Raw genomic sequence first — 13646 nt, forward strand, 5'->3', positions numbered from 1 at the left:
AGTAGGCTGCCGGAAATATCCCATAACAATAACGACAGAGCCCCCGATGTCCCACGAGCTCAGCCAGCTGCGCAAATTCGTCTCGCCAGAGATCATTTTCGGTGCCGGATGCCGGCACAATGTCGCCAATTACGTGAAAACCTTCGGCGCCCGCAAGGTGCTGGTGGTGTCGGACCCCGGTGTACTCGCCGCCGGCTGGGTCGCCGACATCGAAGCCAGCCTGGCCGCCCAGGACATTCCCTTCTGCCGCTACACCGACGTTTCGCCCAACCCGCGCGTGGAAGAGGTGATGCGCGGCGCCGACTTCTATCGTAGCCAGGGCTGCAACGTCATCGTCGCGGTGGGCGGCGGCAGCCCCATGGACTGCGCCAAGGGCATCGGCATCGTCGCCGCCCACGGCCGCAACATCCTTGAATTCGAGGGTGTGGATACCCTGCGCGTGCCCAGCCCGCCGCTGATCCTGATCCCGACCACCGCCGGCACCTCGGCGGACGTCTCACAGTTCGTGATCATCTCCAACCAGGACGAGCGGATGAAGTTCTCCATCGTCAGCAAGGCCGTGGTGCCCGACGTGTCGCTGATCGACCCGGAAACCACCCTGACCATGGACCCGTTCCTCTCCGCCTGCACCGGCATCGATGCCTTGGTGCACGCCATCGAGGCCTTCGTTTCCACCGGCCACGGCCCGCTCACCGACCCCCACGCACTGGAGGCCATGCGGCTGATCAACGGCAACCTGGTGCAGATGATCGCCAACCCCTCGGACATCGCCCTGCGCGAGAAGATCATGCTGGGCAGCATGCAGGCGGGGCTGGCGTTCTCCAACGCGATCCTCGGCGCGGTGCACGCCATGTCCCACAGCCTGGGCGGCTATCTCGACCTGCCTCACGGCCTGTGCAACGCCGTGCTGGTGGAGCACGTGGTGGCCTTCAACTACAGCGCGGCGCCCGAGCGCTTCAAGGTGATCGCCGAGACCTTCGGCATCGACTGCCGTGGTCTCAACCACGCCCAGGTACGCCAACGCCTGGTAGAACACCTGATCGCCCTGAAGAACGCCGTGGGCTTCCACGAGAGCCTCGGCCTGCACGGCGTCGGCAGTTCGGACATTCCCTTCCTCTCGCGCCATGCGATGCAGGACCCGTGCATCCTCACCAACCCTCGCGAATCCAGCCAGCGCGACGTCGAGGTGGTGTATGGCGAGGCCCTCTGACGAGCAACAGCAACAACAGGCCCTGGCCGGGCTGCTCGGACTGGGCAGCCACTCCGCGCGCAAGAGCCACTACCCCGAGCTGGTGGCGCGCCTGGACGAGCTGGAAACCGAGCGCAACCGCTATAAATGGCTGTTCGAGAACGCTGTCCACGGCATCTTCCAGGCCAGCCTGAGCCAGGGACTGCGGGCCGCCAACCCGGCACTGGCGCACATGCTCGGCTACGACGACCCGCAGCAGGTGCTGTGGAGCCCCCAGGACATGGCCAGCCAGCTCTTCGCCGGCGGCGAGGCGGAGCTGCGCCGCATCCGCGACCTGTTGCAGGAGCGTGGCGGCCTGTTCGGCTACGAGACGCGTCTGCTGCGGCGCGACGGCAGCCACGTCGACGTGCTGATGAACCTGCTGCTCAAGCCGGACGAAGAAGGCCTGGTGGAAGGCTTCGTCGCCGACATCACCGAGCGCGTCCAGGCCCAGCAGCGCCTGCAGAGCCTCAACGAGGAATTGGAGCAGCGCGTCACCGCCCGCACCCGCGAACTGGAGACACTCAACCAGCAGCTGCGCGAAGCCCGTGACGCCGCCGAATCGGCCAACCTGTCCAAGGACAAGTACCTGGCGGCGGCCAGCCATGACCTGCTGCAACCCCTGAACGCCGCGCGGCTGTTGCTCTCGACCCTGCGCGAGCGGCAGTTGCCAGCATCCGAGCGGCAGTTGGTGGAGCGTACCCATCAGGCACTGGAAGGAGCGGAGAACCTGCTCAGCGACCTGCTGGAAATCTCCCGCCTGGACCAGAGCGCGATCCGCGCCGAGCCGGAATCGCTGAACCTCGGCGAGCTGCTCGGCCCGCTGGCTTCGGAGTTCGACAGTGTGGCCCGCGCCTCCGGCCTGCAACTGCGCGCGCGCATCCCCGACCTGCGGGTACGCACCGACGCGCACCTGGTTTCGCGCATCCTGCGTAACTTCCTCAGTAACGCCTGCCGCTATACCCAGCACGGCGGCGTACTGTTGGCGGCCCGCCGTCGCGGTGACAGCGTGCGCCTGGAGGTCTGGGACACCGGCCGGGGGATTCCCGCCGATCAACTGCAGGCGATCTTCCGCGAGTTCAACCAGCTCGATGTCGGCCGCGCCGCCGAGCGTCAGGGCGTCGGCCTGGGCCTGGCGATCGTCGACCGCATCGCCGGCCTGCTGGGCTGCAGCGTCCGGGTGAGTTCGACCCTGGGGCGCGGCTCGCTGTTCGCCATCGAAGTCCCTCTGGCTGACGAAGTTCCGGTCCATCAACCGGCGCCCAGCACGCCACGCCCGGGTATCGGCGACCCGCTGCCGGGAAGACGCCTGCTGGTGATCGACAACGAAGAGGCCATCCTCTACAGCATGTCCGCGCTACTGGGCCAATGGGGCTGCGAAGTCCTCACGGCGACGGACTTCGAAACTGCGGTGGCCGCCCTGGACTCCGAGGCGCCGGACATCATCGTCGCCGACTACCACCTGGACTACGGCCTCACCGGCTGCGAGGTCGTGAAGGCGCTGCGCGAAAAATACGCGATCAGCATTCCCGCGGTGATGATCACCGCCGACCGCAGCGACGAGTGCCGCCGCGCCCTGCAACGGCTGGACATCCCATTGCTGAACAAGCCGGTACGCCCCGGAAAGCTGCGGGCGGTGTTGAGTTCGTTGGTGCAAGGGTAGGGGGAGGGCGCACAGCACCTGCCGTCTGGTATCGGGGCGGCCCAGAGCTGAAGTTCCCGTCAGTCAGGGGCCGGATGACGCAACGTCTGCTCGACTAGACTCACCCAGCGCAGCTCAGGTCAACGTAAGGCTCGCGTGCTCCGCATGGACCGTTGAGGGAAATCCCTCATTGTCTGGCGGTGTTACGCCTCCCTAGCATTGCTCCAGTAATCGACCCGATCGACGGAGAAAACCATGGCTACCGTACCGACTGACGACAAGCGCCCGACCCCTGACCTGGCCGAGGACAATGCTTTTTTCCCTTCGCCGTACTCGCTCAGCCAGTTCACGTCCCCCAGATCCGACCTCAGTGGCGCCGACTATCCGAATCCCTATCGCGGCGGGCGTTGGAAGGTCCTGATGATCGGGGCCGATGAGCGCTATTTGCTGACGGACAACGGCACCCTGTTTTCGACGGGAAACCACCCCGTAGAGACCTTGTTGCCCATGTACCACCTGGACAAGGCCGGGTTTGCCTTCGATATCGCCACCCTGTCCGGAAACCCGGTCAAATTCGAGTACTGGGCCATGCCCTCCGAAGATGCCGAGGTGAAAGGGCAGTACGCCAAATATCGCGGCCAGTTCAAGACTCCACTCAAGCTGGCCGATGTGATCGAGCAGAAGCTGGGCGAAGACTCCGACTATATCGGCGTGTTCATTCCTGGCGGGCACGGCGCCTTGATCGGTCTGCCCAAGAGCGAAGACGTGAAAAAGGTCCTTCAGTGGGCTACGGCCAACGACAAATTCGTGATCTCTCTTTGTCATGGCCCCGCAGCTCTGCTCGCAGCAGGCATCGGTGAAAGCCGGGACACCTGCATCTACAACGGCTACAAGATCTGCGCGTTTCCCGATGATCTGGACGCGAAGACCCCTGACATCGGTTACATGCCCGGCCATCTGACCTGGAAATTCGGGGAAGAACTGAAGGCGCTGGGCCTTGAGATCATCAACAAGGACATCTCGGGTGCAACCCACCAGGACCGGAAACTGCTCACCGGCGACAGCCCACTCGCGGGTAACGCCCTGGGCAAGCTGGCGGCCGCCGCGTTGCTGAAAGAGGTCGCAGCGGGGTGACTCAGGACGTGGCCGAGGCGGCATTTCGAGCCGTCCTTGCGATCGAGAGTGCTCAAACGCTTTCGGTGATCCAGGAGTCGGTCCGCGCCTTTGCCACACCCTTTGGTTACGACCGCTTCCTCCTGTTTTCCGCTACATCGGCACGGGACGAAGTGGTCGAACGCATCTACTGGGTGGAGGGTAACTGGTTCGATGACCAGGCTACGGTCGACGCACAGACCTATGTCCGGCGCTGTCCGGTAACCCGCCATATCCTGGAGGCCCGCGAGCCCTTTTACTGGAGCAAGGTGAAGGGTAATGGTGGCGAGCTTTACCGGGTGGTACGTACGCCGGTGGGACCAGGCGTTCATGGATTGCAAATACCGGTATTCGGTCCGCTGGGGCTTGAAGGCGCCATGAGTCTTGGCGGAGAACAGGTGGAATCGGCTCCCCGGGTTCGCCTGGCCTTGAGCATTGTGGCCAGGGCTGCGTTCTTCTCCGCACGCCGGATGCTCGAGGCGCCGGTAGGCGAGGTGTACAGGAAACTTTCCGAGCGTGAGCGCGAAGTCCTGGCGTGGACTGCAGCAGGCCGACGTCAGGCTGATATCGCCGCAACCTTGGGGCTGTCGGAGCGCACGGTAGAAAACCATCTGCGTTCGGCGCGTCGCCGTCTTGGCGTTGCAACCACGGCCCAGGCCATCACCATCGCCATTCGCCACGGTGATCTCGAAGGCTGAGGAGGAGGGCGCCAAACGCAGGGGTAGGGCACGAGACTCTCCGCCGACTCGTACGACCACAGATCGGTTATTCCACAGCGCGATGGGGATGAAACTAGAGTTGCGGTATTGCTGCAGACGACGCTCCGGCATGGAGCGCTTGCTGCCGCAAGGAGGTCGGCATGAAAGCGCTACTGCTGTTGCTCAGCGTCAGCCTGTTCACCGCACCTGCCGTGGCCAGTGAGTGGAATCGCGACGATCGGAAGCCTGACCAGCCCAGCCCGGTCGAGAATCCGGCACCATCGGACGAAGTCTCCCCACCGAACGACCTTCATCCAGCGTCAGCGAGTACCGTACCGATACCCCCCTCAACCGCTATCACCAATAGCGCTGGGGATAGGGTGGGGCTGGAGGAGGCGCGCAAGATCTTCAGCACAAGGATAGGCGGCAAGCCTCGTCGCTGTGATGCTGCCGTCATCGACTTTCCTCGCTGGGAAGGTTTTCCCGTACAACGCTGCGATTACTACGACACTGGGGTGCGCGTTAAGACCTACATGCTCAACCCCTCGATCTATCAGCTATCCCGGTGGACGGTGACGGCCTGTAAAGACGCAGGAGCGAGCAACATGCGCGCTTGTGTCAACGCCGTGGCCGAAACCATCATCATGGCCTCGACCGGCGTCTTTCCCGTCTCGGGATTCATACCGGAGCCCGCCAAATCCGCAGGCGGGCATGGCAATCAAATGCTGTGCCTCCTGTTCAGGGACGGTGTGACGGTGCATTCCGCCCAGTTCGTCGAGGCTCCCGCTGCGATCAACGGAACCTGTCCATCCGTGGATCACGGATCACTGGTAACCCGTGCGATGCAGTTCGCTCGAGTCGCATCGACCACCCGTGATGAATATCGTGCCCATGGTGGGGCCATCTTTGTGGGGACCGACGGGGACGGTAGCGCGCACTGGCTGGATGTTGTCCGCGAACTTTATCAGAGAGCCTGGACCAGTGAGCGCAACGAGCTGATTTCAGCGAAAGCCGTAGCGATGCATGCACAACATCTTTTTGAGTGAGACGAGAGCAGAGCAAGGAAGTCCGTTGATCAGAACACCGACCACCTGATCCGCGAACTCAGCAGCTCAAGCGCCGCCATCCCGGCGTACGAATTGCCCGCAGCATTCAACTCCGGCGACCACACGTATACGCTAATTCGTCCGTCAGCAGATCGCCGATACGGTGCATGTTCGATCCTGAAATGTCCTGAATCACGACCCTATACGTCATTTAAGCTATTGCCAAGGCGCTGCATTCTGCTCTCCAGTTCCACCCAACCTGGAGAGTCACCCTCTGCTGAACAGCATCGTAGGTGACGCCGGATTGGTTCGACCCAAATCCTAGAGGGCTGCCTCGATGAACGATGAAAACTGCGATCTGCTGGATCGCGTGGTATCCGCCCACGGCGGGCTGGATCGCTGGAATGAGCTCAGTACAGTACGCGCCAGCATTGTGACTGGCGGCTCGTTGTGGGGTATGAAGGGGCTGACCCAGGACAGCACCGCGAGGGAGATGGCTGTCTGGCTGCATGAGCAGCGAGCCTCGGTCATGCCATTCGGGGCACCGAATCAACGTACGGCTTACACGCCCAATCGCATCGCCATCGAGAACACCAATGGTGACGTAGTGGCGGAACGGTGGAACCCCCGGGAGTCATTCCTCGGGCACGGCGAAACGACGCCGTGGGACCCGCTTCATCGAGCGTATTTCAACGGCTATGCGCTCTGGTCCTATCTCACCATGCCATTCCTGTTCACCCTTCCAGGTGTCAAGGTGGAAGAGCTTTCTCCATGGGAGGAGGGTGGCCAACACTGGCGTCGGTTAAGGGTGTATTTCCCGGAGAACGTGGCTACGCACTCCTCGACGCAGGACTACTATTTCGGCGAGGACTTCCTGTTGCGGCGGCACGACTATTCCGTCGACATCAGCGGAACGCTGCCTGCTGCCCAGTATGTTCACGATTATATAGAAGCCGATGGGCTGCGCATTCCTGGCAAACGGCGCGCCTATCGACGAGATGAGCGCGGCCAGGCGATCGAAGAACAATTGTTGGTTTCCATCGATATCACCAACCTTCGGTACACATGAATTGACTGGTCAGTTCGGGGCGAAAGGTGTTGCGTTCACCGGTTGAATCCCCAATGAAAAGGGGACGTACAGCCCGAGCCATCTACGTCCACATGCAGGAGTAGGCAGCGTAGCCGAGACCGTTGCACATGGCGCGAGTACATCCGGGACAAGGCTTTGTATTCCATTGTGTCGTTAGGTTGCTCTGACACCTGAGCACATGGCGGCACTTCTTTTCGACACTCTAGAGATACCTCGACGGCATTCAATGGGCCCCATCAGGAGATCGGCGTACGCCACGGAGCACAGCTCCCGGCTGCCTTCGATCCTGTCCTGATTTCCCTTCCATGCTCGAGGATCAATGCCATGAACAACCTGAAAACCTGCCTGACCGCCATCGCCTTCGTCCTGTCCGGTGTTGCCATACACGTGAACGCTGCCGAGAAAAGTTGCGCGGACGGCAACGTCTGCTTCCAGCTGGCGCCCATGGCTGGCAAGAGTGGAGCACCGCAACTTGCAGAAGATGGCTTCAGCAGAACGCCTCTGGGCACGCACCTGAGCCCGGAAGAGCCGGCACAGCAGACTTTGGCCGCAGATGGTTTCGGCAAGACTCCGCTGGGCAAGCATCTGGTGGGGCAACAGGACTCCAGCGTTGCCTGATCTGATTGGAGGGGCCCGGACGGAGAACTGATCTCCATCCGGGTGGCTGGGGCGTCAAGAGAGAGTATGAGCTTTGTGCTGCGCGACAGCGCTCACGCCACATAACGGAGCTGCTGGCAAACCCGGCGGCGTTTAACTGCGTCGGGAAGACTGCAATGAAACACCTCTGGCAGCACCGTCCACGTAGCAAACATGAAGGACGGACGCACTCGATCATCGAGGACGCCACGATCATCACCGAAGGTGAGTGCATTACCTGGATCGGTCCACGCGCCGATTACGCAATATGCAATTTAACATAATATACATTATGCGAATCTAAGGATTGGCCGATGCGAGGCTTCCCCCTATGGATTTCACGCCAGGAACCTGGCCAATTCCATTGGATCTCGTTCGTTCGCTTGCAGTCTGCCTCACCGACTTGCCTGCTTGCCCTGATTAAACCCGATACCTGATTCACTTCAGTCGCCGCCGACTTCCGACACGTCATTCGCAACACTCGACGCAATTTGCATTCGGCTCAGGTTATTGCGAACTGGCCTGGCAACGAACCTGCTGGATCAACATAGCGCAGCGCCGATTTCGGATCTCGCCAGCCCACGTAACTCATCAGCGTCTTCTGATCCCAACCGCTGCGAGTTGCCCAGGTCGCGAAACCACGCCTTAGTGAATGACTGCTGTAACGTTCTGCAGGAATGCCGCATTCGCGCAATGCTGTGCGCAGTATCGGAATGACGCTGTTTGGATGCAGCGGACCTTCGCTCGCGTGTCCCCAGCGATCGATGCTTCGGAAAACCGGCCCTTGCTGTCCTCCAAGCTCGGCTATCCAGTCCTGGTAAGCCTGTACCGGGCACAAACGGGCCAATGCCGGCGTATGAAAGGTCTGGCCGAGGTTTTCCCGATCGGTCTTGCTCCACGGCAGATAGATCGTCATGCCTTTTCCTGGCGTGACCTCGATGTGTTCGATCTGCAACCGGCAAAGCTCTTCGCTGCGGAACGCCCGCCAGAAGCCCATGAGGATCAGTGCCCGGTCACGCAGGCAGCGCCGGCGCCGTGGCGCATCGTCCGCTTGGTGAGCTGACAACGCGGATTGCTCCAGGTACTGAACGCACAGCTCCAGTTCCTGCAGCTGCAACGGTTGAGCCTGCTTCTCCGGCCTTGGATGTAGCACGCGGATCCCCTTCAGTACCTTGCGCACGATCGGTGCTTTGGTGGGATCGGGAAAGCCCTGGCTGACATGCCACTGTGCCAGCGCCGCCAGCCGGGCCTTGAGCGTGTTGGCGCTGAGCACCCCGGCATGGTCGGCCAGGTAGCGGGCAATGGTGTCGCTGGTCGTCGGCAGGAAGCCTCCCCAACTGACTTCGAAGTGCTCGATGGCGGCCTGGTAGCTCCGCCGCGTATTGCTGCGCGTGGCCGCTTCTATATACCGCTCCAACCCCTGGGGCATCACCGCCCTCCTCCTTTATCTGTACCGGTCCTTGGCGCCATTGACGCTGGTTTCGGCCATCACACGTGATAATTCGTGATTATCCAAGCTCAGTTTCTTCAGTACAAACATTGATTATCCTTGATAAAATGCTATGTATTTACATATTACATACCACACTACGAAATCGTCGGAGACCCCATGGCGCGCGGCGGAATTACCAAGGCTCTGGTACAGAAGGCACGCTCATCCATACTGGCGCGCGGAGAAAATCCGAGCATCGATGCCTTGCGCGTCGAGCTGGGCAACACGGGGTCGAAGTCCACGATCCATCGTTATCTGAAGGAAATAGAAGCGGAAAATGCGCCTCGTAGCGGGCAGCCTCGTTCGCTCAGTGACGACCTGACCGAACTGGTGGCGCAACTGGCCGGCCAGTTGCAGCAGGAGGCTCGGCAGTCCGTCGCGGAAGACCGGGCTGCCCTCTCCCGCGAACGCCTGGACTACCAGCAGCAGGTGCGCAACGCCCAGGCGCAGATCGATCTGCTGAAAGGCTCCCTCCAGGCCATGGAAACCCAGCTGCAGGATGCTCGCAGCCAGCTCCAGGCCGCCCAAGAACAGAAGCATCAGGCTGACCTGGCCAACGCCCGGCTTCGCCAGTTGGGCAGCGACCTGGAGACCCGCCTGCGGGAGCGGGATGCACAGATCCTTTCGCTCGAGGAAAAGCACAATCATGCCCGTCTGGCGCTGGATCACTTCCGCCAGGCAGCCAAGGAGCAGCGGGAGCAGGAACAGCGGCAGCACGACGGCCAGGTCCAGCAACTGGGTGCCGAGCTCCGGCAATTGCAGCAATCCATGATCGTGCGCCAGGACCAACTGACCCAGCTCAATCGCGACAACGAGCGGCTGCTCACCGAGGCACGGCTACTGCGCAACGAGCAGGAAGCGAAGCACCAGCAGCTCATGCGCGAAACGCTGGCCTCCGAAGTGCTCCGGCAGGACAAGGCGCGGCTCGACGGGCAGCGCATCGAGATCGAGGAGCGAAACCAGGAACTCACCGATGAGCTTCGCCTGTCACAACAACTGGCAAGAGACCAGGCCATCAGGATTGCCGCGCTGGAAGAGCAGCTTCAGCAAGCCGCTCTGCGTGTAGAGGCGGCTACGGCGCCTGAATAGCCTGAATAGCCTGAATAGCCTGAATAGAAAGAAACCAGCAGGTTGTTCAGGAAGCCACCGGCTCCTCTTCAAATGCCTCGGCAAGAAAGTCGATCAGCTTGCGCACCGCGGGCATGAGGCCTCGCCGGGAGGGGAAGATCGCGACCACGTCTCCCATTTTCGGTGCCCAGTCGTCCAGTACATTGACCAGCCTGCCGCTGGCCAGGTCCTCGCGCACGACCTCCTCCGGAAGCAGCACCACCCCTACCCCCGCCAACGCCCCTTCGCGCAATACGGATACGTCGTCGGACACGATGCGTGGACGCAGGTGGATGGACGCCGAGGCGCCGTTCGGCCCGTCCAGTTCCCAGACATAATCCTGGACATTCGGCCCCCAGCAGAGGCTGGGCAGCTCGACCAGATCCGCCGGGCCCAGCGCCGGGCCCGCGCTGGAAAGCATGCTGGGTGCCGCCACGAGGCAGTATCGGCACTGTGCCAGCTTGCGCATGATCAGTTCGCTACTTTCCAGTGGCTGATGACGGACGCTCAGGACCAGATCGAAGCCTTCGCTGATGACATCGACACGGCGATTGAAACTCTTCACCAGCAATTCCACTACCGGGCATTCGGCCATGAACCGCGCCAACATAGTGGCAACTCGCGCATCCAGCAGCGCTGTCGTGCAGGCCACCCGGACCATGCCGCGCGGCTCGGCCCGGCTGCGTTCGATGGTGTCCTCGGCGGCGAGGGCCTGCTCCATCATCGCCACGCAGTGCTGGTAATACTCCTGGCCGATTTCAGTGACCGCGAAGTGCCGGGTCGAACGCTGGATCAGGCGTACGCCCAGGCGCTCTTCCAGCCGTGAAACCCGTCGGCTCAAGCGCGACTTGGGCAGCCCCAGCATCCGCCCGGCGGGTGCGAAGCCACCGTGCTCGACCACCTTGGCGTAGAGGAACAGGTCGTTCAGATCAAACATGGACACTCGCCAACAACATTTCGAACCTGCTCATGAACGGTGACGCCCCGCCCTCGGGACGGCGGCAACAGGAGTCCGCCGGGCAAACGCTGCCCAGGGATTGCCAATCGGCCTGCGGAAACTGATCAGGCATTCAGTGCGAGGGCCCAGTGCGCTTCGGCTACCGGAGCTTCGGGATCGCAAGACGGGAAAAACAGCCGATACGCCATCTCAGAACAGGCTGACCGGGTAATCGACGATCAGGCGGTACTCATCGGCGCTGGAGTTGCCTCGGGTGTTGCCCGGCGCGGTATAGCCGTCACCTTCGCGATGGGCGGCCCAGCGCACGGTCAGCGACAGGTCCTTCGCCGCTCCGGAAGGCACTTGGTACTTGAAGGCCAGGTCGCGTTCCCAGTGCTTGGCGTTCTTGCCGTCCGGGTTGTAGATGTAGCCATAGCCGGCGCTGTTGGGATCGACGCGGGTCAGGTCCGCCTCACCCCGCGTATAGGCCGCGATGAATTGCAGCGTCGGCGCGCCCAGGAAAGCCAAGGGCGTTTCGTACTGCACCCGCCAGGATTTTTCTCCCGGGCCGTTGAAGTCGGCGAACTGCTGGGAGTTGCTCAGGTAAAGGAAGATCCGGTCATTCTGCGCCAGGTAGTCGAAGGGCGTCCGGCCATCGACCTTCTGCAGCCCAAGGGTCACGGTCTGCCCATAGGCGGTCGCAGCGAGCCCGGCGCTGTAGGTGTCGTTGTCGATCGTCCCCAACTGGCTGCGGCCCTCGTCTCGCGTCTTGAAGTAGTGCAGGTAAGGCTTGAGCACCAGCTTGTCAGTGACCGGGATGGCATCGGAGATGCCCAGGTAGTACTGATTCCAGATATCCGTGAGCTGCCCGGCATAGGTCGAGAGCTGCACGCCCCAGGGGCCGCTGTAAATGGCGCCCGCCCACCCCACGTGGGGGCTTTCGCGATCCGCCAGCACGCCGGCCTTGTTCCGCGCGCCGTAGGCGGTGACCAGGTGGCTGTGGCCGCTCTGATTGCGCAAACGCGTGGACTCCACGAAACCCGCGTCCAGCCAGAGGTCCTGCAGGCCATGGTTCTTCAGCGTGACGCCACGATAGGCCTGGGGAAACAGGCGGCTCGTTCCGCTGGCCACCAGCGGGTTTTCCACCAGTTGATCGCCGGCCTTCACCAGGGTGTCGAGGTACCTGAGTTTGAGCGCGGCTCCCGCGCTGGAGAACTCGTCCTCGGGCTTGCGGGATGAGTCCAGGGGCAGCAGGCCGGCACCGCCGCTGCCGCCACCGCCGTCCAGCTTGAGCCCCAGGAAGCCGTGGGCATCGACCCCGACGCCAATCGGCGTGTCGGTGAAGCCGGACCTGAAGGAGAGCAGGAAGCCTTGCGCCCACTCGGTGGGATTGCTGGTGACCAGGTCGGAATGGTTGTCGCGCTGCAAATAGTAATTCCTCACCAGGCCATCCAGCCGCGAACCTTCCACCAGCCCCGGCGGGATGGTCAGCTCGACGGCCTGCCGGTCGTTGACGCCGGTGAAGATGTTGTCCTTCTGCCCCAGGGAGTTGTCGGCCTGGGCGGGTAACGCCAGCAGCAGGCCAATCCCCAATGGGCACAACAGCACGCCTCGCTCGACAAGCGGGGTCTTCATGGTCGCCATCCTCAGGCACGCCAGGGAAGCGGAGGAGCAACCAGGCGAGGCCCGTCGAACTCCGCCACCTCGCCGAATCGGGCACTACCCTCCTCCCATTCGCGCTGGGCCTGGGCGATCTCCGCCTTGCTGTGCCCGACGAAGTTCCACCAGAGGAAAATCTCCTCGGCAAAGGGTTCGCCACCGAGCAGCACGGCACGGGCGCCGGCCGGTGCCTCAAGATCAAGCGACGTCAGGCCGCGACCGAGATAGGCGAACTCGTTGGCGGCAAAGACCTCGCCATTGATACTCCACTCTCCGGTCAGCGGTAGGACGCCGTATTCATGACGCTGTTCCAGGGCCAGCCGGGTCCCTGCCGAATTCTTCGCGGCCAGGTCGAGCCCCACCAGCGGCGAGAAGGTACGGGCGGGCGCGGTGTATTGCCCGAAACTCCCGGCCAGCAGCGTCAGCTCGAAGCCGTCCGCCTGCCATTGGGGCAATTGCGCGTAGTGGTCGAACATCGGCGGCCGGTCACGCTCGGCGGCCGGCAGGGCGATCCACAACTGCACCGCATGCAGCTGCGCCTCGCCCGGCAGGGATTCTTCGGTATGGGTAATGCCATGACCCGCGGTCATCAGGTTCACCTGACCCGGGCGGATCACCTGGACATTGCCCAGGCTGTCGCGATGGAGCACTTCACCGGCGATCATCCAGGTGAAGGTCTGCAGGCCGATATGCGGATGCGGCCCGACCCGCAGCCCACTTCCGGAGGTGAAGACAGCCGGCCCGGCATGGTCCAGGAAGCACCAGGCCCCGACCATGCGTCGCTGCCGGGAAGGCAGCAGCCGACTGACGGGAATGCCACCGCCGACCTCGGCAGTGCGCGAAACGACCCGCTGAATCGCCCGAACGCCGTTATTCATCGGGCAATCGGCGGAAGATGACAGCTCGCATTGGGTTTCGTGTGTACTCATCATCAGATCTCCCCAGCCACCGGGATACTC

At 62.5% G+C, this 13646-nt stretch carries 12 protein-coding genes and 1 pseudogene; 8 read left to right on the plus strand and 5 right to left on the minus strand.

What is annotated here, in order from left to right:
* Positions 1–46: 46 nt before the first annotated feature.
* The 5 genes from ercA (at position 47) to SD196_RS14285 (ending at position 5766) form a co-directional block, all read left to right on the plus strand.
* Positions 47–1210, plus strand: a complete 1164-nt coding sequence (gene ercA / locus SD196_RS14265; protein ID WP_275611796.1) for an alcohol dehydrogenase-like regulatory protein ErcA — start codon at positions 47–49, stop codon at positions 1208–1210.
* On the plus strand, positions 1194–2891 hold the full coding sequence (locus SD196_RS14270) for a NahK/ErcS family hybrid sensor histidine kinase/response regulator (RefSeq protein ID WP_416310264.1): 1698 nt from the start codon (positions 1194–1196) through the stop codon (positions 2889–2891). The genes ercA and SD196_RS14270 overlap by 17 nt, the downstream gene beginning before the upstream one ends.
* A 234-nt stretch (positions 2892–3125) precedes the next feature.
* Entirely contained in the window at positions 3126–4004 is an 879-nt protein-coding gene (gene hchA, locus SD196_RS14275; protein ID WP_370599328.1) for a glyoxalase III HchA, read from the plus strand.
* Positions 4001–4720 (plus strand): PA1136 family autoinducer-binding transcriptional regulator, encoded by a 720-nt coding sequence (locus SD196_RS14280; RefSeq protein WP_416310265.1) that lies wholly within the window; start codon positions 4001–4003, stop codon positions 4718–4720. Before hchA ends, SD196_RS14280 begins: the two co-directional genes overlap by 4 nt.
* Positions 4721–4881: 161 nt before the next feature.
* Positions 4882–5766 (plus strand): hypothetical protein, encoded by an 885-nt coding sequence (locus tag SD196_RS14285; protein WP_416310266.1) that lies wholly within the window; start codon positions 4882–4884, stop codon positions 5764–5766.
* A gap of 29 nt (positions 5767–5795) precedes the next feature.
* Here SD196_RS14285 and SD196_RS14290 read toward each other — a convergent pair.
* A pseudogene (locus tag SD196_RS14290) lies at positions 5796–5909 on the minus strand (glutaminase); the annotation flags it as partial.
* Between the two features lie 194 nt (positions 5910–6103).
* Between SD196_RS14290 and SD196_RS14295 the strand changes: the two are divergent.
* Positions 6104–6835, plus strand: coding sequence for a hypothetical protein (locus SD196_RS14295; RefSeq protein WP_416310267.1), 732 nt, complete (start codon positions 6104–6106; stop codon positions 6833–6835).
* A 345-nt stretch (positions 6836–7180) separates the two neighbouring features.
* Positions 7181–7474, plus strand: a complete 294-nt coding sequence (locus SD196_RS14300; protein WP_275611791.1) for a hypothetical protein — start codon at positions 7181–7183, stop codon at positions 7472–7474.
* A 520-nt stretch (positions 7475–7994) separates the two neighbouring features.
* Here SD196_RS14300 and SD196_RS14305 read toward each other — a convergent pair.
* Positions 7995–8921 (minus strand): site-specific integrase, encoded by a 927-nt coding sequence (locus SD196_RS14305; protein ID WP_416310268.1) that lies wholly within the window; start codon positions 8919–8921, stop codon positions 7995–7997.
* Positions 8922–9101: 180 nt separating this feature from the next.
* On the opposite strand from SD196_RS14305, the gene SD196_RS14310 reads away from it, so the two are divergent.
* On the plus strand, positions 9102–10073 hold the full coding sequence (locus SD196_RS14310) for a DNA-binding protein (protein ID WP_416310269.1): 972 nt from the start codon (positions 9102–9104) through the stop codon (positions 10071–10073).
* 46 nt (positions 10074–10119) lie between these two features.
* On the opposite strand, the gene SD196_RS14315 is transcribed toward SD196_RS14310, so the two are convergent.
* The 3 genes from SD196_RS14315 to SD196_RS14325 form a co-directional block, all read right to left on the minus strand.
* Complete coding sequence (locus SD196_RS14315) at positions 10120–11028, minus strand: LysR substrate-binding domain-containing protein (protein ID WP_416310270.1); 909 nt, start codon at positions 11026–11028, stop codon at positions 10120–10122.
* 210 nt (positions 11029–11238) lie between these two features.
* Entirely contained in the window at positions 11239–12663 is a 1425-nt protein-coding gene (locus SD196_RS14320) for an OprD family outer membrane porin (protein WP_416310271.1), read from the minus strand.
* Between the two features lie 11 nt (positions 12664–12674).
* Positions 12675–13616, minus strand: coding sequence for a pirin family protein (locus tag SD196_RS14325; RefSeq protein ID WP_416311743.1), 942 nt, complete (start codon positions 13614–13616; stop codon positions 12675–12677).
* Between the last annotated feature and the right edge of the window lie 30 nt (positions 13617–13646).

The sequence above is a fragment of the Pseudomonas macauensis genome (assembly GCF_047902425.1).
GTDB lineage: Bacteria > Pseudomonadota > Gammaproteobacteria > Pseudomonadales > Pseudomonadaceae > Pseudomonas.